Genomic DNA, 19,063 nt, shown 5'->3' on the forward strand with positions numbered 1-19,063 from the left:
CACCAGTCCCGGTATGATCGCGCGCCCTGATGCATGCTGGTAAACCGTGATGATGAAGCCCAACCTGATCGCCGCCGCGGAGATCGACCGACTCGATACCTGGGCCAAGTACTCCGCCCCGATGTGCGGTTCCTGCGTGTCGAGCTGCTGCACGCTGCCGGTGGAGGTCAAGATCAAGGACCTGATCCGCATTGGCATCGTCGATGAGTTCGAACTGGGCGACCCACCGAAGAACATCGCCAAGCGCCTGCAAAAGGAAGGGATCGTCGAGCGCTACAACCAGAAGTCGGAAATCTTCACGCTCCAGCGCATGAGCAACAACGATTGCCTTTATCTGGACCGCAAGAGCCGGTTGTGCACCATTTACGAAAAGCGCCCGGACACCTGCCGCAACCATCCGCGGGTCGGGCCACGGCCAGGCTATTGCGCCTACAAGCCCAAGGAAGTGGAGCGCGAGCGCAACCCGCGGACGTTGGACAAGTTTTGATCAACTGATAGTTTCTGCGGCGTTTGGCCGATAGCTTTCGCGAGCAAGCCCGCTCCCACAATGGATCTACGGCGGATACAAAATCTGTGCCCACTGAAAATCAACTGTGGGAGCGGGCTTGCTCGCGAAGGGGCCCTATCAGACACCCAATAATTCCCAGGCATAAAAAAACGCCCCTGATCTCACGACCGGGGGCGTTTTTTTTCAGCTGCTAACTAAGTCGAGACTCAGTTGCCGCTTTTCTTGGCAGCGCGGGTACGCTCGCTTTCGCCAAGGATTTTCTTACGCAGGCGAATCGACTTAGGCGTCACTTCACACAGCTCGTCTTCCTGTACGAACTCCAGCGCTTGTTCCAGGGTGAACTTGACCGGCGGAACCAGGGCGATGGTTTCGTCCTTGCCCGAAGCACGCATGTTGTCGAGCTTCTTGCCTTTGGTTGGGTTCACGCCCAGGTCGTTGTCGCGGCTGTTCAGGCCGACGATTTGACCTTCGTAGATATCCTGGCCGTGCTCGACGAACAGCTTGCCGCGCGCTTGCAGGGTCTCCAGCGAGTAGGTCAGGGCCTTGCCGGTGGCAACCGATACCAGCACGCCGTTCTGACGGCCGGACATGTCGCCGGACTTCATCACGTCGTAACGATCGAAGATCGAGGTCAGGATGCCGCCACCGGAGGTCAGGGTCAGGAACTCGTTACGGAAACCGATCAGGCCACGGGCCGGGATGTTGTACTCAAGGCGCACACGGCCCTTGCCATCCGGAACCATGTTGGTCAGGTCGCCTTTACGCAGGCCCATTTGTTCCATGATCGCGCCCTGGGATTCTTCCGGCAGGTCGATGGTCACGTTTTCGTACGGTTCGTGCTTGACGCCATCGACCATGCGGATGATCACTTCAGGACGACCCACGCCCATTTCGAAGCCTTCGCGACGCATGGTTTCGATCAGTACCGAGAGGTGCAGCTCACCACGGCCGGAGACCTTGAACTTGTCGGCCGAGTCGCCTTCTTCAACGCGCAGGGCAACGTTGTAGAGCAGTTCCTTGTCCAGGCGTTCCTTGATGTTACGGCTGGTCACGAACTTGCCTTCGCGGCCGCAGAACGGCGAGTCGTTGACCTGGAAGGTCATCGAAACGGTAGGTTCGTCAACGGTCAGCGGCTTCATCGCTTCGACGTTCAGTGGGTCGCACAGGGTGTCGGAGATGAACAGCTGGTCGAAGCCGCTGATGCAGACGATGTCGCCGGCCGCTGCTTCTTCAACGTCGATGCGGTGCAGGCCGTGGTGACCCATCAGCTTGAGGATACGACCGTTGCGCTTCTTGCCTTCAGCGTCGATGGCAACCACCGGGGTGTTCGGCTTGATGCGACCACGGGCGATACGGCCAACACCGATCACACCCAGGAAGCTGTTGTAGTCCAGTGCCGAGATCTGCATCTGGAACGGACCGTCACGGTCGACTTTCGGTGCCGGTACGTCGTCGACGATCGACTGGTACAGCGGGGTCATGTCTTCCGCCATGGCGGTGTGGTCCAGGCCGGCAATGCCGTTCAGGGCCGAGGCGTAGACGACTTTGAAGTCCAGCTGTTCTTCGGTGGCACCCAGGTTGTCGAACAGGTCGAAGATCTGGTCCAGAACCCAGTCCGGACGCGCGCCTGGACGGTCAACCTTGTTGATGACCACGATCGGACGCAGGCCGGCTTCGAACGCCTTCTTGGTCACGAAACGGGTTTGCGGCATAGGGCCGTCTTGAGCGTCAACCAGCAGCAGTACGGAGTCGACCATCGACATCACGCGCTCTACTTCACCACCGAAGTCGGCGTGGCCCGGGGTGTCCACGATGTTGATGTGGTAGCCGTTCCAGTTGATGGCGGTGTTTTTCGCCAGGATGGTAATACCGCGCTCTTTTTCCTGGTCGTTGGAGTCCATCACGCGCTCGTCGTTGAGCTCGTTGCGCTCCAGGGTGCCGGATTGACGCAAGAGTTTGTCTACCAGGGTGGTCTTACCATGGTCAACGTGAGCAATGATGGCGATGTTGCGTAGATTTTCGATCACTTGTGTATCTCGATCAGAGGATTCGGTGTGCTGACAGGTCGTGGCAGCGATTTACGTTGAGTCCGACAGTTACAGCGTGTCGGCGGCGTCGGGGGGCCGGTGACGCAGGCCACAGGCAAACAGCCCCGGGCACTTAGCTCGGTCGATAAACGCGCACATTGGCATGCCCCTCACTGAGCAAATGGTGGGCATGCAGGCGACTCATCACGCCTTTGTCGCAATACAGCAGGTACTGGCGAGTAGGGTCCAGTTCCTTGAAACGCGCGTTCACGGCATAGAACGGCATCGTTTTTACCTCGATGCCGGCGACACTCAGCGGGTCGTCTTCAGCATCATCCGGGTGGCGGATGTCGATGATGATCTGACCGGCCAGCGCTTCGCCGACTTCTTCAATTTGAACATCCTGGCCCAATTCATCGATAACCCGATCAATCGGCACCAGCCTGGCGTTTTCGAGCGCACGCTCGAGCACCGCCATGTCGAATTCTTTCTCTTCGTGCTCTACCCGCCCGCGCTTGGCCGCCGTCTTCGGATTGACCGAGATGACGCCGCAATACTCCGGCATGTGCCGGGCAAACTCGGCGGTGCCGATTTCATTGGCCTGGTCGATGATGTCCTGCTTGTGGCTGGCGATCAGTGGACGCAAGACCAGCTTCTCGGTCACGCAGTCGATCACCGACAGGTTCGGCAACGTCTGGCTCGACACCTGGGAGATCGCCTCGCCGGTCACCAGCGCGTCGATTTGCAGGCGGTCGGCAATTCGTGAAGCGGCGCGCAACATCATACGCTTCAAAATGACGCCCATATGACTGTTATCGACTTTGCCGAGAATCTCGCCCAGGACTTCCTCGAACGGCACACTCACAAATAACACGCGTTGGGAGCTGCCGTACTTCTTCCAGATGAAGTGCGCCACTTCCATCACGCCCAATTCATGGGCGCGCCCGCCCAGGTTGAAGAAGCAGAAATGGCTCATCAACCCGCGACGCATGATCTGATAGGCGGCTACCGTGGAGTCGAAGCCACCGGACATCAGCACCAGGGTCTGCTCCAGCGAACCCAGCGGATAACCGCCGATGCTGTTGTGCTGGCTGTGGATCACGAATAGCCGCTGGTCGCGAATTTCGATGCGGACTTCGATTTCCGGATCTTTCAACGAAATACCGGCCGCGCCGCATTGCCGGCGCAATTGGCTGCCGACGTACTTCTCCACATCCATCGAGCTGAACGCATGCTTGCCCGCACGCTTGCAACGCACCGAAAAGATCTTGCCGGTCAGTGCGTCACCATAATGAAGCATGCACTTGGCAAGGATGTCGTCGAAATCACCCAACGGGTATTCATCGACTTGCAGAAAATGCGCGATGCCCGGCATGCAGCTCAGGCGCTCGGTCATTTCCTTGAGGACCTTGGGTTCGCTGACACGGGTTTCCAGCTCGAGGTTGTCCCACACGCCATTCACCACCACAGCCGGGTCCAGGTCTCGGAGCACGGCACGGATGTTCTTGGCCAACTGGCGGATGAAACGCATCCGTACCGGGCGGCTCTTGATGGTGATCTCGGGGAAGACTTTTACGATTAGTTTCATGAAAACAGCGCGCGAACGGCCAGCCGAAAAAAGGGGGGCGCGGATTATAGCGGAAATTGCTCAAGGTTTAACCAGTTTCTGTGCAGATGGTTTTGCATGCACCAAAACAGGTCATTATCGATTGACGGCGCCACATTGCAGTGCGTTATTGTCTGACAATCTGTGATTTACGCCTTTAAAAGCGAGGATTTGGTGCAAAAAACCCATGGTGGGGCACTGGCATGCAATTTGCTCCCTTGTGAGGCAGGTTGCCTTGGCAGAGTATTCGCGCCGGCATCACCCATATCTAAGGGCACTCCACTACCCGCCCGAAGCCACCCGGAGGACATATGTCGAAGTCGGTTCAACTCATCAAAGATCATGACGTCAAGTGGATTGATCTGCGCTTCACTGACACCAAAGGCACTCAACATCACGTGACCATGCCGGCCCGTGATGCGCTGGACGACGAATTCTTCGAAATCGGCAAGATGTTCGACGGTTCCTCCATCTCCGGCTGGAAAGGCATCGAAGCCTCCGACATGATCCTGATGCCGGACGACGAAACCGCCGTCCTGGACCCGTTCACCGAAGAGCCGACCCTGATCCTGGTCTGCGACATCATCGAACCTTCGACCATGCAAGGCTATGACCGCGACCCACGCGCCATCGCCCACCGTGCCGAGGAATACCTGAAGTCCACCGGTATCGGCGACACCGCTTTCTTCGGTCCTGAGCCTGAGTTCTTCATCTTCGACTCGGTCAAGTTCAAGTCCGACATCTCCGGCTCGATGTTCAAGATCTTCTCCGAACAAGGTTCGTGGATGTCCGACCAGGACGTGGAAGGCGGCAACAAAGGCCACCGCCCAGGTATCAAGGGCGGTTACTTCCCGGTTCCACCGTTCGACTTCGACCACGAGATCCGTACCTCCATGTGCAACGCACTGGAAGAAATGGGCCAGACCGTCGAAGTTCACCACCACGAAGTGGCGACTGCCGGCCAGAACGAAATCGGCGTGAAATTCAACACGCTGGTCAAGAAGGCTGACGAAGTTCAGACCCTCAAGTACTGCGTGCACAACGTGGCTGACGCCTACGGCCGCACCGCGACCTTCATGCCGAAGCCTCTGTACGGCGACAACGGTTCGGGCATGCACGTTCACATGTCGATCTCCAAGGACGGCAAGAACACCTTCGCAGGCGAAGGCTATGCCGGCCTGTCGGACACTGCCCTGTACTTCATCGGCGGTATCATCAAGCACGGTAAGGCCCTGAACGGCTTCACCAACCCGTCGACCAACTCCTACAAGCGTCTGGTCCCAGGCTTCGAAGCACCGGTCATGCTGGCCTACTCGGCTCGCAACCGTTCCGCCTCGATCCGTATTCCTTATGTGAACAGCCCTAAAGCCCGCCGTATCGAAGCACGCTTCCCGGATCCGGCTGCCAACCCGTACCTGGCTTTCGCTGCACTGATGATGGCCGGCCTGGATGGTATCCAGAACAAGATCCACCCTGGCGATGCTGCTGACAAAAACCTGTATGACCTGCCGCCTGAAGAGGCCAAGGAAATCCCACAGGTCTGTGGCAGCCTGAAAGAAGCCCTGGAAGAGCTGGACAAGGGCCGTGCCTTCCTGACCAAGGGCGGCGTATTCAGCGATGACTTCATCGACGCTTACATCGCACTGAAGAGCGAAGAAGAAATCAAGGTTCGCACCTTCGTACACCCACTGGAATATGAGCTGTACTACAGCTGCTGATCCAGTAAGCGCCGCCACGCACGGCGTGAACTAAAGAGAGGCCTCCTTCGGGAGGCCTTTTTTATGGGTGCAGGTTAAGTGCATGATGCCTCGTCGCTCCCCCACAGAAGACGAGACTGACCATGACGTTGCGCTTCAAGCTCTGCCTTGCCCTGTCTGCCGCGCTGCTGGCTACCACCGCCGAAGCCGCCTCGACCCGCGCCCCTGACGACCTCACCCCGCTGCTCAACGCCATTGGCGAACGCCTGGCCATCGCCGACCAGGTAGCGTTGAGCAAATGGGACAGTGGCAAACCTGTGGAGGACCGTCAGCGCGAGCGTGAAGTCATTGCCGCCGCCGTTGCCCAGGCGCCGGCCTACAAGCTGAGTGGTGAAACCGTGGAAGCGTTTTTCGCCGCCCAGATAGAAGCCAACAAAATGGTGCAATACATCAACTTGTCCGACTGGGCCCTGGACGGCAAGGCCCCGGACCTGCCACGCCCGGACTTGGTAGGCGAGATCCGCCCACAACTTGATCGACTGCAAAAACGCCTGCTGCAACAACTGGCCGATTTCGCCCCCTACCGCACCGACCCGCACTGCCCGCAATGGCTGGCCCAAGCCACCCACCACAACAAACAGCACCCGGTGCACCGCCTCGCGCTCATCCGAGCGACCGGAGGACTGTGTATCTCCACAAAAGCTTAAGACAGCCCCCCCCTTCCCTTGTGGGAGCGAGCCTGCTCGCGATGAGGCCTGTACATTCAACATATCAGCGTCTGACACACCGCTTTCGCGAGCAGGCTCGCTCCCACAGTGGTTATGCATCGGGCACAAGATTTGTGTTCACTGCAGATCCCCTGTGGGAGCGGGCTTGCTCGCGAAGGGGCCGGCACATTCAATATCTCAGCGACTGACACACCGCCTTCGCGAGCAAGCCCGCTCCCACAGGGGATTTGCTGTGAACACAACACTGGGCCAACCATCCGCCCTGGCCTATGCTGCATCCATCACTTTGGTTTTCGGTCGATTTCCCATGGGTCGCGGTTTTTCAATCATCCTGTTGTTGCTGCTGGCACTGCCCGCCGCCGCGCAGATCTACAAGTACACCGACGCCGAGGGCAACACCGCCTACAGCAACCAGCCGCCCCAAGGCGTACCGGCGCAGACGGTGGAGTTGCCGCCGCTCAACAGCATCGAACGTCAATCCCCGACCAGCCCGGACACGCCACCAGCCCCCGCGAACAGCGACGAGCCGCGCAATGCCTATGAGATCCTGGAACTGATCGACATCCCCACCGAGGAGGCCCTGCGAGCCAACAACGGCACCTTCACCGTGGGCGTGCATGCCCAACCGCGCCTGCGCAGCCCCCATCTGTTCCGCTTGCTGCTGGACGGGCAGCCCTACGGCCAGCCGAGCAACCTGCCGCGCCTGCAATTGGTGAATATCGATCGGGGCGAACACAGCCTGGCGGTTCAGGTCATCGACGGACAGAACCTTGTGCAGCAAAGCGAAACCGTCACGTTCACCGTGCAACGGGTGCACCGACCATGATCCGCTGGTGGCTCGCCCTTGGCCTGGCATTGGCGGCGCTGCCCGGGGTGGCGCAGGTCTACACCTACATCGATGCCCAGGGTAATCGTGTGTTCACCGATCAGCCGCGCCCCGGCAACGCAAAGAAAGTCCAAGTGTCACCCGGCAACCGGATGCCGACGCCGCCCGCGAGCACACCCTCGGTGCCTGCGGCCGAAGCCCGGCCCGAGCCGCTGTTCCATTACGAAATGCTCCGGCTGTTGATACCCGAGCCGGACGCGACGATACGCAGCACCGCAGGCGAACTGATCGTCAGCGTCACCAGCGAGCCCGGCCTGAGAAAAGGCCACCGCTACCGCCTGTTGCTCGACGGCCAGCCGACGGGCGCGCCGGGGTCGAGCCCGGTATTCGCCTTGAGTAATATCGATCGAGGCACTCATCACCTGGCGGTCGAAATCCTCGACGAGCAGGACCGCATCGTCGAGCGCACCGCCAACCAGCCCTTCCACATGCAGCGCATGTCCCTGGCGCAAAAGCGCCGCATCAAGCCCTGCGCCACGGCCGACTACGGTCAAAGGCCCGAGTGCCCTCTCGCCGAAAAACCTGAAGAAGAAAAAAGCAGCATCTTGCCGTTCTTCTAACACCACCGAAACCTACGCACTATATTGGTGCAATAGCTTGCACGATACCCAGTTCCAAAACCCATTTTGGTTCGAAAGTACCCGAAAAAGCTGGCAGAACGCCACGCAACCGACCGAAAAACACCCTTTTGAGGCTCTAAACGCTTCTTTTCGGAGCCTTGGTTTGGTTTTTGCATTTTCCTCGCAACAGCGCATTAATCGCGCGCGCAATTTGGGATCGGTCCCCAGTTGCTACGCTCCAAAAGAGGTCCTGATGACCATTAGCGACGCACTACACCGCTTGCTGCTCGACAACCTCACCACCGCGACCATCCTGCTCGACGCCGAATTGCGCCTCGAGTATATGAACCCGGCGGCAGAGATGCTCCTGGCCGTCAGCGGCCAGCGCAGTCACGGGCAGTTCATCAGCGAGTTATTCACCGAATCCGCCGAAGCGCTCAACTCCCTGCGCCAAGCGGTGGAGCAGGCCCACCCGTTCACCAAGCGTGAAGCAATGCTCACCGCCCTGACCGGCCAGACGCTGACCGTGGATTACGCAGTCACGCCGATTCTGAACAATGGTGCCACTTTGCTGCTGCTGGAAGTCCATCCCCGTGATCGGCTGCTGCGCATCACCAAGGAAGAGGCGCAATTGTCCAAGCAGGAAACCAGCAAGATGCTGGTGCGTGGTCTCGCCCATGAGATCAAGAACCCCCTCGGCGGGATACGTGGCGCGGCGCAGTTGCTCGCCCGTGAACTGCCGGAAGAAAGCCTCAAGGACTACACCAACGTCATCATCGAGGAAGCCGACCGCCTGCGGAACCTGGTGGACCGCATGCTGGGATCGAACAAGCTGCCGTCCCTGGCGCTGTGCAACGTCCATGAAGTGCTGGAGCGCGTCGGCAGCCTGGTGGAAGCCGAAAGCCAGGGCTGCATCACCTTGGTGCGCGACTATGACCCGAGCATTCCCGATGTCTTGATCGACCGCGAACAAATGATCCAGGCCGTACTGAACATCGTGCGCAACGCCATGCAGGCCATCAGCAGCCAGAACGAACTGCGCCTGGGCCGCATCAGCCTGCGGACCCGCGCCATGCGCCAGTTCACCATCGGCCATGTGCGCCATCGCCTGGTGACCAAGATCGAAATCATCGACAACGGCCCGGGCATCCCAGCCGAGCTGCAGGAAACCATCTTTTTCCCCATGGTCAGCGGCCGTCCGGACGGTACCGGGCTGGGCCTGGCCATTACCCAGAACATCATCAGTCAGCATCAGGGCTTGATCGAATGTGAGAGCCACCCCGGCCACACCACCTTCTCGATCTTCCTGCCACTGGAACAAGGAGCCACATCGACATGAGCCGTAGTGAAACCGTGTGGATCGTCGATGACGACCGTTCTATCCGTTGGGTCCTGGAGAAAGCCTTGCAACAGGAAGGCATGACCACCCAGAGCTTCGACAGCGCCGATGGGGTGATGAGTCGCCTGGCGCGTCAGCAACCGGACGTCATCATTTCCGACATCCGCATGCCGGGCGCCAGCGGCCTCGATCTGTTGGCGCGGATTCGCGAACAGCATCCGCGCCTGCCGGTGATCATCATGACCGCCCATTCCGACCTGGACAGCGCCGTGGCGTCCTACCAGGGCGGCGCTTTTGAATACCTGCCCAAGCCATTCGACGTCGACGAAGCGGTGTCGCTGGTCAAGCGCGCCAACCAGCACGCCCAGGAGCAACAGGGCCTGGAAGAAGTGCCGGCCTTGGCCCGCACCCCGGAAATCATCGGCGAAGCGCCGGCGATGCAGGAAGTGTTTCGCGCCATCGGGCGCTTGAGCCACTCCAACATCACCGTGCTGATCAACGGCGAGTCGGGCACTGGTAAAGAACTGGTGGCCCACGCCCTGCACCGCCACAGCCCACGGGCGGCGTCGCCGTTCATCGCGTTGAACATGGCGGCGATTCCCAAGGACCTGATGGAGTCCGAACTGTTCGGCCATGAGAAAGGCGCGTTCACCGGCGCGGCCAACCTGCGCCGCGGGCGCTTCGAGCAAGCCGACGGCGGCACGCTGTTCCTCGATGAAATCGGCGACATGCCGGCTGACACCCAGACCCGCCTGCTGCGCGTATTGGCCGATGGCGAGTTCTATCGGGTCGGCGGCCATACGCCGGTCAAGGTCGATGTGCGCATCATCGCCGCGACCCACCAGAATCTGGAAACCCTGGTACACGCCGGCAAATTCCGTGAGGACTTATTCCATCGCCTGAACGTGATCCGCATCCATATCCCGCGCCTGGCGGACCGTCGTGAAGACATCCCGACCCTGGCCCGGCACTTCCTCAGCCGCGCGGCCCAGGAACTGGCGGTCGAGCCCAAGCTGCTCAAGAGCGAAACCGAGGAATACCTCAAGAACCTGCCGTGGCCGGGCAACGTGCGCCAGTTGGAGAACACCTGCCGCTGGATCACGGTGATGGCTTCGGGTCGCGAAGTGCACATCAGCGACCTGCCGCCGGAGCTGTTGAGCCTGCCGCAGGATTCGGCCCCGGTGACCAACTGGGAACAAGCCCTGCGCCAGTGGGCCGACCAAGCCCTCGCCCGTGGCCAGTCGAGCCTGTTGGACAGTGCCGTGCCCAGCTTCGAGCGGATCATGATCGAAACCGCCCTCAAGCACACCGCCGGCCGCCGCCGCGACGCCGCCGTGCTACTGGGCTGGGGCCGCAATACCTTGACCCGCAAGATCAAGGAACTGGGGATGAAGGTCGATGGTGGGGATGATGATGATGGGGATGAGGGCTGATCAGCCTTCGCCCCTGTGGGAGCGGGCTTGCTCGCGAAAGCGGTGTATCAGACAAAGTGATGTCGACTGATACACCGCATTCGCGAACAAGTCGGATCGCCGCACCGCCGTTCCCACATTGGATCTTCATGCACCGCATCAATGCACTGCGAACCGCAATTGCACATGCACCGCAAGCCAAACCCCATCGGCACAGCTCGAAAAAAACCGCACAAACAAAAGCAAAAGCCCCGAAATACGGGGCTTTTCACATTACCAGCAATGTTTTTGTGACAAGCCATTTAAAACTGGCACGCCCCCTGCAATAGCTAGATCACTACCCAGTTTCGGGGACCTTGGTACAGGCAGGCCGGGGATTCCCCATTTTATACGGGCTCAGTGAGCCCACTGTTTTGGGGGCCTTGATACAGGCAGGTCAAGGTTTCCCTTCTTTATACCCAGGGCCATGCGCCCAGCGCGCGCCCTCCCGTTTTGGGGACCTTGGTACAGGCAGGCCGGGGATTCCCTCTTTTATTGCTCCTGGAGACGGACCTCCAGCCGCCAGCGATCATCGACTTCGCTGCCGGTCCACTCCCCTCGCAACGGACGCGCCGCCACCAGCGTCAGCAACAACCCCTTGTCACTCAAACGCACCCGCCAGTTCACGTCCTTGCCGTTGACTTTCAACTGGCCCTTCTGCGGCCGGCCTTCTGCCTGGAACAGCAGCGCCACCGAGCCGTCGACGATTTCCCCATGGAGCTTGGGTTCATTGTTGAACCAGGCCACCAGCACCCCGTCTGTCACTTCGACCTGTTGCAACGCGCTCGGGTCGGGCGTGGTCAGGCGCCCGATCATCAGCCCCGCCATCATGCCGACGATCGCCAACGAACCCATCACCCGAGGCATTAGCTTCGAACGTCGGTCGGTTTGCGGCGTAGAATGCCGCTCATCTTTATCTGCGGAGCCGTGCATGTTTCACGTCATCCTTTTTCAACCGGAAATACCGCCCAATACCGGCAACGTCATCAGGCTGTGCGCCAACAGCGGCTGCCACCTGCATTTGATCGAACCGCTGGGCTTCGACATGGACGACAAACGCCTGCGCCGCGCCGGCCTCGACTACCACGAATATGCCACCTTGCAGCGTCACACCGACCTCGCCAGCTGTCTGGAGAGCCTCGGGCATCCGCGCCTGTTCGCCTTTACCACCAAGGGTTCGCGGCCGTTCCATGACGCCAGCTTCGTCGCTGGTGATGCGTTCCTGTTCGGCCCGGAAAGCCGTGGCCTGCCGGCTGACGTGCTCGATGCCCTGCCCGCCGAGCAGCGCCTGCGCCTGCCGATGCGCGAAGGGTGCCGCAGCCTGAACCTGTCCAATACCGTGGCGGTGGCGGTTTATGAGGCGTGGCGGCAGAACGGCTTTCAATAACACCGCATAACAAATGTGGGAGCGGGCTTGCTCGCGACAGCGGTGTGTCAGTTAACATCAATGTCGCCTGACACACCGCTTTCGCGAGCAAGCCCGCTCCCACATTGGACTTGCGCCGACCGGTTTACTGAACGGTCGCGCCGCCTTCCTGTTGCATGCGCTGCAGTTCTTGCGCATACAGGGCATCGAAGTTCACCGGAGCCAGCATCAGGGCCGGGAACGAACCGCGGGTCACCAGGCTGTCCAGGGTTTCGCGGGCGTAAGGGAACAGGATGTTCGGGCAGAACGCGCCCAGGGTGTGGCTCATCGAAGCGGCGTCCAGGTTCTTGATCAGGAAGATACCGGCCTGTTGCACTTCGGCGATGAACGCCACTTCGTCACCGTTCTTCACGGTCACCGACAGGGTCAGCACCACTTCGTGGAAGTCATCTTCCAGGGCTTTCTGACGGGTGTTCAGGTCCAGGCCTACGCTCGGCTCCCACTGCTGGCGAAAGATCGCCGGGCTTTTCGGGGCCTCGAAGGACAGGTCGCGAACGTAAATGCGCTGCAAGGAGAATTGCGGTGCGGCTTCTTCTTCAGTGGCAGCTGTGTTCTGTTGGTCAGTCATCGCAGATCCTTCTTACTTTCAGGTTCTATTAATTGGGAATTCAGGCCTTGAGCAGCGCGTCGAGCTTGCCGGCGCGCTCCAGGGCGAACAGGTCATCGCAACCGCCCACGTGGGTGTCGCCGATCCAGATCTGCGGCACGGAGGTGCGCCGGGCCTTCTGGGTCATTTCGGCGCGCAGTTGCGGCTTGCCGTCGACCTTGATCTCTTCGAAAGCCACGCCTTTGTTCTGGAGCAGGTGCTTGGCTCGGGAGCAATAAGGGCAGTAATCGCTGGAATAGACAACTACGTGGGGCATGTCACTTCACCAGGGGCAGATTGTCGGCTTTCCAGCTCGCAACGCCACCGGACAGTTTAGCGGCGGTGAAGCCGGACTTCATCAGTTCGCGGGCAAGGGTACCGGCCTGCTGACCCTGGGCGTCCACCAGAATCAGCGTCTTGGCCTTGTGTTTTTCCAGTTCGGCCGCACGAGCGATCAGTTTGTCCTGAGGAATGTTCAGCGCGCCGACAATGTGACCGGCGGCGTAGTCCTTGCTCGGGCGGATATCGACCACGACGCCGGCGTCCTTGTTGACCAGTGCGGTCAGCTCGCCGGTGCTCAGGCTGCGTCCGCCGCCCTGCATCGTGTGGGCAACCAGCAACGCCAGCAGTACGACGAAGATACCGACGAGAATGTAGTGGTTAGTGGCAAATTCAATCAGGTGAGCAACCATCGAAGGAGGTTCCAGGGCGTTAAAATGTCGGCCAGTATACACAGCACGCAAGGCCGGCCAAACCCCGCCCGGCGGTGACGCCGTCGGAACTTACCTTTAAACTGCCCGTCCCTTTTCCATCGTCTTCTTTTAACCCGCCACGAGTGGATTCCATGACTACCACGCCTAAACCTTTGGTCCTGATGATTCTCGACGGCTTCGGTCACAGTGACAGCCACGAATCCAACGCCGTGTATTCGGCCAACAAGCCAGTGCTGGACCGTTTGTGGGCCACCGTGCCCAACGGCCTGATCTCCGGCAGCGGCATGGATGTCGGCCTGCCGGACGGGCAGATGGGCAACTCCGAAGTCGGCCACATGAACCTCGGCGCAGGCCGTGTGGTGTACCAGGACTTCACCCGCGTGACCAAATCGATCCGCGACGGCGAATTTTTCGAAAACCCGACCATCTGCGCCGCCGTGGATAAAGCCGTGGCCGCCGGCAAGGCCGTGCATTTCATGGGCCTGTTGTCCGACGGTGGCGTGCACAGCCACCAGGATCACCTGGTCGCCATGGCCGAACTCGCTGCCAGGCGTGGTGCTGAAAATATTTATCTGCACGCCTTTCTCGATGGCCGCGATACGCCACCGAAGAGCGCCGAGTCGTCGATCAAAGTATTGGACGACGCGTTCAAGGCGCTGGGCAAAGGCCGGATCGCCAGCCTGATCGGTCGCTACTTCGCCATGGACCGCGATAACCGCTGGGACCGAGTCGCCCAGGCTTACAACCTGATCGTCGATGGCAATGCCGAGTTTCACGCCGCCACCGCGCAAGAAGGCCTGCAAGCCGCCTACGAGCGCGGCGAAAGCGACGAATTCGTCAAGGCCACCACCCTCGGCGCGCCGGTTAAAGTCGAAGACGGCGATGCCGTGGTGTTCATGAACTTCCGCGCCGACCGCGCCCGCGAACTGACCCGCGTATTTGTCGAAGACGATTTCCAGGAATTCGAACGCGCCCGCCAGCCGAAACTGGCCGGTTTCGTGATGCTGACTCAATACGCCGCCAGCATTCCCGCGCCATCGGCCTTCGCCGCCGGCAGCCTGGAAAATGTGCTCGGCGACTACCTGGCGAAAAACGGCAAGACCCAGCTACGCATCGCCGAGACCGAAAAGTACGCCCACGTGACGTTCTTTTTCTCCGGTGGCCGTGAAGAACCTTTCCCGGGTGAGGAACGCATCCTGATCCCGTCGCCAAAAGTCGCCACCTACGACCTGCAACCGGAAATGAGCGCGCCGGAAGTGACCGACCGCATCGTCGATGCCATCGAGAACCAGCGCTACGACGTCATCGTTGTGAACTATGCCAACGGCGACATGGTGGGCCATAGCGGCGTGTTCGAGGCGGCGGTCAAGGCCGTGGAATGCCTGGATGCCTGCGTGGGTCGCATCGTCGAGGCTTTGGAAAAAGTCGGCGGGGAAGCGTTGATCACGGCCGACCACGGCAACGTCGAGCAAATGTCCGACGAATCCACCGGCCAGGCCCACACCGCCCACACCACCGAGCCAGTGCCGTTCATCTATGTCGGCAAGCGTGACTTCAAGGTTCGCGACGGCGGCGTGCTGGCTGACGTAGCGCCGACCATGCTGATGTTGCTGGGCATGGAGAAGCCGGCGGAGATGACCGGGACGTCGATCCTCGTCTGACGAAACACAAATCCCGCAAACCTGTGAGAGCAAAGCTTGCTCGCGATAGCAATCCAACCATTTACATCTTCGTTGGATGTGCCGACGTCATCGCGAGCAAGCTTTGCTCCCACAGGGGTTTGGCGGGAAATGAGTGCCTTGCCCTGCTCCAGTTATCACACAGCCCCAAATGGGCGTTTTTTTTGCAGCGTGGGGCGGGCATACTAGGCCGTCCCTTTCCCTGGTGTCGCCCGCCTCTATGCTTCGCGTCCTGATAGCCCTCGCTCTGACCTGCCTGCTTCAACCGGCCTTTGCCGACGAGCGCGCGCAAACCCAACAGCAGTTGGAAGCCACGCGCCAGGACATTGCCGAGCTGAAAAAACTGCTGGGCAAGTTGCAGGAAGAAAAATCCAGCGTGCAGAAAGACCTGCGCGGCACCGAAACCGAGATGGGCAAGCTGGAGAAGCAGGTCGACGCCCTGCAAAAAGAGCTGAAGAAAAGCGAATCCGAGCTGCAGCGGCTCGATGGAGAGAAAAAAAAACTCCAGGGCGCGCGCACTGAGCAGCAAAAGCTGATCGCCATCCAGGCCCGGGCCGCCTACCAGAACGGCCGCCAGGAATACCTCAAGCTGCTGCTCAACCAACAGAACCCCGAGAAATTCGCCCGCACCCTCACTTATTACGACTACCTGAGCCAGGCCCGCCTGGAGCAACTCAAGAATTTCAACGAAACCCTGCGCCAATTGGCCAATGTCGAAAAAGACATCGAGCTGCAGCAAGCCCAGTTGCTGGTGCAGAAAAGCAGCCTCGACACCCAGCGTGAAGAACTCGAGAAGGTTCGCAAGGAGCGCCAGGTGGCCCTGGCCAAGCTCAATGACGACGTGAAGGCCCGCGACAGCAAGCTCAAAGCTCGCGAGCAGGACCAGGCCGAACTGGCCAATGTGTTGAAAACCATCGAGCAAACCCTGGCCCGTCAGGCTCGAGAGGCAGAAGAAGCGCGTCAGAAAGCGCTGATCGCCCAGCAGGAAGCCGAAAAAAAGCGCTTACGTGAAGCCCAGGCCGACGCGGACGCCGGCGACGCTCCGCGCAAACCGGCAAAAACCAGCCCCGGCGCGCTGGTTTCCAGTGATGGCGAAACCTTCGGCGGTGCTTTTGCTTCAGCCCGAGGCAAACTTCCATGGCCGGTCAATGGTCGATTGCTTGCGCGCTTCGGTGAAACCCGCGGCGACGACACCCGCACCAAGTGGGACGGGGTCATGATCAGCGCTTCCGCCGGCAGCCAGGTGCATGCCGTGCATGGCGGTCGCGTGGTATTCGCCGACTGGTTGCGTGGCGCCGGCCTGTTGGTGATCCTCGATCACGGCAACGGTTATTTGAGCCTGTACGGCCACAACCAGACGCTGCTCAAGGCGGCGGGCGATGTGGTCAAGGCCGGTGAGTCCATCTCCACGGTCGGCAACAGTGGCGGGCAGGATACGCCAGCGCTGTATTTCGCTATTCGTCAGCAGGGTCGCCCCAGTGACCCGGCCCAATGGTGTCGTGCGCAAGGATAGCGCGCCCATCCTATTAAGGAGTTCGTTCGACATGCTGCATTTGTCCCGCCTCACCTCGCTGGCCCTGACGATCGCCCTTGTGATCGGTGCGCCCCTGGCTTTTGCCGCCGAACCGGCCCCATCGGCACCCGCCGCCACCGCCGCCACCGCCGCGACCACCAAGGCCCCGCTGCCGCTGGACGAACTGCGCACCTTTGCCGAGGTCATGGACCGGATCAAGGCCGCCTATGTCGAGCCCGTGGATGACAAGATGCTGCTGGAGAACGCCATCAAGGGCATGCTCAGCAATCTTGACCCGCACTCGGCCTACCTGGGGCCGGAGGATTTTGCCGAGTTGCAGGAAAGCACCAGCGGCGAGTTCGGCGGCCTGGGCATCGAAGTCGGCAGCGAAGACGGTTTCGTCAAGGTCGTCTCGCCGATCGACGACACGCCTGCCTCGAAGGCTGGCATCCAGGCCGGTGACTTCATCGTCAAGATCAACGGCCAACCGACCCGCGGCCAGAGCATGACCGAAGCCGTGGACAAGATGCGCGGCAAGATCGGCCAGAAGATCACCCTGACCCTGGTACGCGACGGCGGCACGCCGTTCGATGTGACACTCACCCGCGCGGTCATCCAGGTCAAGAGCGTGAAGAGCCAGTTGCTGGAATCGGGCTACGGCTATATCCGCATCACCCAATTCCAGGTCAAGACTGGCGAAGAAGTCGCCAAGTCCCTGGCCAAGCTGCGCAAGGACAACGGCAAGAAACTCAACGGCCTGGTCCTGGACCTGCGCAACAACCCCGGCGGCGTGCTGCAATCAGCGGTGGAAGTGGTGGATCACTTCATCACCAAGGGCCTGATCGTCTACACCAAGGGGCGCATCGCCAATTCCGAACTGCGTTTCTCGGCCACTGGCAACGACTTGAGCGAAGCCGTGCCACTGGTGGTGCTGATCAACGGCGGCAGTGCCTCGGCCTCGGAAATCGTCGCCGGCGCCCTGCAGGACCAGAAACGCGGCGTGGTCATGGGTACCACCAGCTTCGGCAAGGGCTCGGTGCAGACTGTGTTGCCACTGAACAACGAGCGCGCCCTGAAGATCACCACCGCGCTGTACTTCACGCCTAACGGCCGCTCCATCCAGGCCCAGGGCATCGTCCCGGACATCGAAGTGCGCAAGGCCAAGATCACTAGCGAGGCGGATAGCGAATACTTCAAGGAAGCCGACCTGCAAGGTCACTTGGGCAATGGCAACGGCGGCGCCGACAAACCGACCGGCTCCGGCGCCAAGGCCAAGCCAATGCCGCAGGACGACGACTATCAATTGGCCCAGGCCTTGAGCTTGCTCAAGGGGTTGAACATCACGTCCGGCCGCTGAGATGGGCTTGCGCTTCACCTTCGTCCTGCTGTGCCTGCTGGCGGGAGCCGTTAACGCGGCCCCCGCCACACCTTCTTCGCCGCACAAGGCGTACCTGAGCCTGATCATCGACGACCTGGGGCAGAACCTGCCTCGGGATCGCCGGGTATTGGCCCTCCCTGGTCCGGTCACCGCCGCGATCATGCCCGACACGCCCCATGCCGCCGAGTTCGCCCGCGAAGCCCATCGCGCCGGCAAGCTGGTCATGCTCCACATGCCCATGGACCCGGCCACCGGGCCATTCGCCTGGCATCCGGAACTGCCCATCGAAGAACTGGGCAAACGCCTGGACGCCGCGTTCGCCGCCGTGCCCTATACCAGCGGGATCAACAACCACATGGGCAGCCGCATGACCGCCCAACCCCAGGCCATGGCCTGGCTGATGGCGAATTTGCAGCAGCGTCACAAGTTTTTCGTCGACAGCCGCACCAGCGCCCAAACCGTCGCCGCCGCCGAGGCGCAGAAGATCGGCCTCGCCAGTGTGTCGCGGGATGTGTTCCTGGATGACGAGCGCACCGAAGCCGCCATAGCCGGCCAGCTCCAGATCGCCATTGACCTGGCCCGCCGGCAAGGCTCGGCCGTGATGATCGGCCACCCCTACCCGCAGACCCTGGCCGTGCTCGAACGCGAACTGCCCAAGCTCAAGGCCCAGGGCATCGAATGGATCGACATCAAATCGATGATCAGCCTGCGCAGCAACCGGGCGATGGTTGGGCATGGGAAAGATGGGGTTTATCGGTAGCAGCCCATCGCGAGCAAGCTCGCCCCCACAGGGGATCTGAGATAGGCACCGCAGTGAACACCCGGGCAACCTTGTGGGAGCGGGCTTGCTCGCGAAGGGGCCAGCACATCCAACATCTCTGCAAGCTGATCCACCGCATTCGCGAGCAGGCTCGCTCCCACAGGGATTCTGAGGTGGGCATCGTATCTGTGAACACCCAGGCAACT

Annotated in this window: 19 protein-coding genes; 13 read left to right on the top strand and 6 right to left on the bottom strand. The window is 60.6% G+C overall.

Features of this window, described 5'->3' with window-relative positions:
* Nucleotides 1–49: 49 nt before the first annotated feature.
* Nucleotides 50–487, top strand: a complete 438-nt coding sequence (locus J3P88_RS28385) for a YkgJ family cysteine cluster protein (RefSeq protein ID WP_003196865.1) — start codon at nucleotides 50–52, stop codon at nucleotides 485–487.
* Nucleotides 488–714: 227 nt separating this feature from the next.
* Here J3P88_RS28385 and typA read toward each other — a convergent pair whose 3' ends face one another.
* Together typA and thiI are read right to left on the bottom strand one after the other, a co-directional pair.
* On the bottom strand, nucleotides 715–2,535 hold the full coding sequence (gene typA / locus J3P88_RS28390; RefSeq protein WP_250961897.1) for a translational GTPase TypA: 1,821 nt from the start codon (nucleotides 2,533–2,535) through the stop codon (nucleotides 715–717).
* Nucleotides 2,536–2,668: 133 nt separating this feature from the next.
* The gene (gene thiI, locus J3P88_RS28395; RefSeq protein WP_434572946.1) at nucleotides 2,669–4,123 is read right to left on the bottom strand and encodes a tRNA uracil 4-sulfurtransferase ThiI; all 1,455 of its coding nucleotides are present in this window, start codon (nucleotides 4,121–4,123) and stop codon (nucleotides 2,669–2,671) included.
* Nucleotides 4,124–4,452: 329 nt separating this feature from the next.
* On the opposite strand from thiI, the gene glnA reads away from it, so the two are divergent.
* From glnA to J3P88_RS28430, 7 genes are all read left to right on the top strand, one after another.
* On the top strand, nucleotides 4,453–5,859 hold the full coding sequence (glnA, locus tag J3P88_RS28400; protein WP_014336114.1) for a type I glutamate--ammonia ligase: 1,407 nt from the start codon (nucleotides 4,453–4,455) through the stop codon (nucleotides 5,857–5,859).
* A 122-nt stretch (nucleotides 5,860–5,981) separates the two neighbouring features.
* The gene (locus J3P88_RS28405) at nucleotides 5,982–6,545 is read left to right on the top strand and encodes a chorismate mutase (protein ID WP_434572948.1); all 564 of its coding nucleotides are present in this window, start codon (nucleotides 5,982–5,984) and stop codon (nucleotides 6,543–6,545) included.
* Nucleotides 6,546–6,873: 328 nt separating this feature from the next.
* Complete coding sequence (locus tag J3P88_RS28410; protein ID WP_434576643.1) at nucleotides 6,874–7,392, top strand: DUF4124 domain-containing protein; 519 nt, start codon at nucleotides 6,874–6,876, stop codon at nucleotides 7,390–7,392.
* Entirely contained in the window at nucleotides 7,389–8,012 is a 624-nt protein-coding gene (locus tag J3P88_RS28415; RefSeq protein WP_434572950.1) for a DUF4124 domain-containing protein, read from the top strand. The genes J3P88_RS28410 and J3P88_RS28415 overlap by 4 nt, the downstream gene beginning before the upstream one ends.
* 253 nt (nucleotides 8,013–8,265) lie before the next feature.
* Nucleotides 8,266–9,351 (top strand): nitrogen regulation protein NR(II), encoded by a 1,086-nt coding sequence (gene glnL, locus J3P88_RS28420; protein ID WP_186730097.1) that lies wholly within the window; start codon nucleotides 8,266–8,268, stop codon nucleotides 9,349–9,351.
* Nucleotides 9,348–10,784 (top strand): nitrogen regulation protein NR(I), encoded by a 1,437-nt coding sequence (gene ntrC, locus J3P88_RS28425; RefSeq protein WP_186706133.1) that lies wholly within the window; start codon nucleotides 9,348–9,350, stop codon nucleotides 10,782–10,784. The genes glnL and ntrC overlap by 4 nt, the downstream gene beginning before the upstream one ends.
* A gap of 128 nt (nucleotides 10,785–10,912) precedes the next feature.
* Nucleotides 10,913–11,092 (top strand): hypothetical protein, encoded by a 180-nt coding sequence (locus J3P88_RS28430; RefSeq protein ID WP_434572952.1) that lies wholly within the window; start codon nucleotides 10,913–10,915, stop codon nucleotides 11,090–11,092.
* Between the two features lie 202 nt (nucleotides 11,093–11,294).
* Here J3P88_RS28430 and J3P88_RS28435 read toward each other — a convergent pair whose 3' ends face one another.
* The gene (locus tag J3P88_RS28435; RefSeq protein WP_434572954.1) at nucleotides 11,295–11,735 is read right to left on the bottom strand and encodes a hypothetical protein; all 441 of its coding nucleotides are present in this window, start codon (nucleotides 11,733–11,735) and stop codon (nucleotides 11,295–11,297) included.
* On the opposite strand from J3P88_RS28435, the gene trmL reads away from it, so the two are divergent.
* The gene (gene trmL / locus J3P88_RS28440) at nucleotides 11,734–12,189 is read left to right on the top strand and encodes a tRNA (uridine(34)/cytosine(34)/5-carboxymethylaminomethyluridine(34)-2'-O)-methyltransferase TrmL (RefSeq protein WP_434572956.1); all 456 of its coding nucleotides are present in this window, start codon (nucleotides 11,734–11,736) and stop codon (nucleotides 12,187–12,189) included. The two genes, J3P88_RS28435 and trmL, sit on opposite strands and share 2 nt — an antisense overlap.
* A 124-nt stretch (nucleotides 12,190–12,313) precedes the next feature.
* Here trmL and secB read toward each other — a convergent pair whose 3' ends face one another.
* The 3 genes from secB to J3P88_RS28455 are packed head-to-tail and all read right to left on the bottom strand — an operon-like array spanning nucleotide 12,314 to nucleotide 13,506.
* Entirely contained in the window at nucleotides 12,314–12,796 is a 483-nt protein-coding gene (gene secB / locus J3P88_RS28445; RefSeq protein WP_058546235.1) for a protein-export chaperone SecB, read from the bottom strand.
* A gap of 40 nt (nucleotides 12,797–12,836) precedes the next feature.
* A complete protein-coding gene (gene grxC, locus J3P88_RS28450; protein ID WP_186710850.1) occupies nucleotides 12,837–13,091 on the bottom strand; it encodes a glutaredoxin 3 in 255 nt (84 codons plus the stop codon).
* 1 nt (nucleotide 13,092) lies between these two features.
* Nucleotides 13,093–13,506, bottom strand: a complete 414-nt coding sequence (locus J3P88_RS28455; RefSeq protein WP_186710851.1) for a rhodanese-like domain-containing protein — start codon at nucleotides 13,504–13,506, stop codon at nucleotides 13,093–13,095.
* Nucleotides 13,507–13,658: 152 nt separating this feature from the next.
* On the opposite strand from J3P88_RS28455, the gene gpmI reads away from it, so the two are divergent.
* From gpmI to J3P88_RS28475, 4 genes are all read left to right on the top strand, one after another.
* Complete coding sequence (gpmI, locus tag J3P88_RS28460; RefSeq protein ID WP_186729733.1) at nucleotides 13,659–15,188, top strand: 2,3-bisphosphoglycerate-independent phosphoglycerate mutase; 1,530 nt, start codon at nucleotides 13,659–13,661, stop codon at nucleotides 15,186–15,188.
* 238 nt (nucleotides 15,189–15,426) lie between these two features.
* Nucleotides 15,427–16,719, top strand: coding sequence for a murein hydrolase activator EnvC family protein (locus J3P88_RS28465; protein WP_434572959.1), 1,293 nt, complete (start codon nucleotides 15,427–15,429; stop codon nucleotides 16,717–16,719).
* 31 nt (nucleotides 16,720–16,750) lie between these two features.
* Nucleotides 16,751–18,076, top strand: coding sequence for a S41 family peptidase (locus J3P88_RS28470; protein ID WP_434572961.1), 1,326 nt, complete (start codon nucleotides 16,751–16,753; stop codon nucleotides 18,074–18,076).
* A 1-nt stretch (nucleotide 18,077) separates the two neighbouring features.
* Entirely contained in the window at nucleotides 18,078–18,857 is a 780-nt protein-coding gene (locus J3P88_RS28475; RefSeq protein WP_434572963.1) for a divergent polysaccharide deacetylase family protein, read from the top strand.
* The last annotated feature ends 206 nt before the right edge of the window (nucleotides 18,858–19,063 follow it).

It is taken from the genome of Pseudomonas sp. Z3-6, from assembly GCF_051131985.1.
Taxonomy (GTDB): domain Bacteria; phylum Pseudomonadota; class Gammaproteobacteria; order Pseudomonadales; family Pseudomonadaceae; genus Aquipseudomonas; species Aquipseudomonas zanjanensis.

Bases quoted from the DNA above. Each gene is read 5' to 3' on its own strand.
- J3P88_RS28385 (WP_003196865.1), top strand. From the start codon at position 50: ATGATGAAGCCCAACCTGATCGCCGCCGCGGAGATCGACCGACTCGAT.
- thiI (WP_434572946.1), bottom strand. From the start codon at position 4,123: ATGAAACTAATCGTAAAAGTCTTCCCCGAGATCACCATCAAGAGCCGC.
- glnA (WP_014336114.1), top strand. From the start codon at position 4,453: ATGTCGAAGTCGGTTCAACTCATCAAAGATCATGACGTCAAGTGGATT.
- J3P88_RS28405 (WP_434572948.1), top strand. From the start codon at position 5,982: ATGACGTTGCGCTTCAAGCTCTGCCTTGCCCTGTCTGCCGCGCTGCTG.
- J3P88_RS28410 (WP_434576643.1), top strand. From the start codon at position 6,874: ATGGGTCGCGGTTTTTCAATCATCCTGTTGTTGCTGCTGGCACTGCCC.
- J3P88_RS28415 (WP_434572950.1), top strand. From the start codon at position 7,389: ATGATCCGCTGGTGGCTCGCCCTTGGCCTGGCATTGGCGGCGCTGCCC.
- glnL (WP_186730097.1), top strand. From the start codon at position 8,266: ATGACCATTAGCGACGCACTACACCGCTTGCTGCTCGACAACCTCACC.
- ntrC (WP_186706133.1), top strand. From the start codon at position 9,348: ATGAGCCGTAGTGAAACCGTGTGGATCGTCGATGACGACCGTTCTATC.
- J3P88_RS28430 (WP_434572952.1), top strand. From the start codon at position 10,913: ATGCACCGCATCAATGCACTGCGAACCGCAATTGCACATGCACCGCAA.
- trmL (WP_434572956.1), top strand. From the start codon at position 11,734: ATGTTTCACGTCATCCTTTTTCAACCGGAAATACCGCCCAATACCGGC.
- J3P88_RS28435 (WP_434572954.1), bottom strand. From the start codon at position 11,735: ATGCACGGCTCCGCAGATAAAGATGAGCGGCATTCTACGCCGCAAACC.
- secB (WP_058546235.1), bottom strand. From the start codon at position 12,796: ATGACTGACCAACAGAACACAGCTGCCACTGAAGAAGAAGCCGCACCG.
- grxC (WP_186710850.1), bottom strand. From the start codon at position 13,091: ATGCCCCACGTAGTTGTCTATTCCAGCGATTACTGCCCTTATTGCTCC.
- J3P88_RS28455 (WP_186710851.1), bottom strand. From the start codon at position 13,506: ATGGTTGCTCACCTGATTGAATTTGCCACTAACCACTACATTCTCGTC.
- gpmI (WP_186729733.1), top strand. From the start codon at position 13,659: ATGACTACCACGCCTAAACCTTTGGTCCTGATGATTCTCGACGGCTTC.
- J3P88_RS28465 (WP_434572959.1), top strand. From the start codon at position 15,427: ATGCTTCGCGTCCTGATAGCCCTCGCTCTGACCTGCCTGCTTCAACCG.
- J3P88_RS28470 (WP_434572961.1), top strand. From the start codon at position 16,751: ATGCTGCATTTGTCCCGCCTCACCTCGCTGGCCCTGACGATCGCCCTT.
- J3P88_RS28475 (WP_434572963.1), top strand. From the start codon at position 18,078: ATGGGCTTGCGCTTCACCTTCGTCCTGCTGTGCCTGCTGGCGGGAGCC.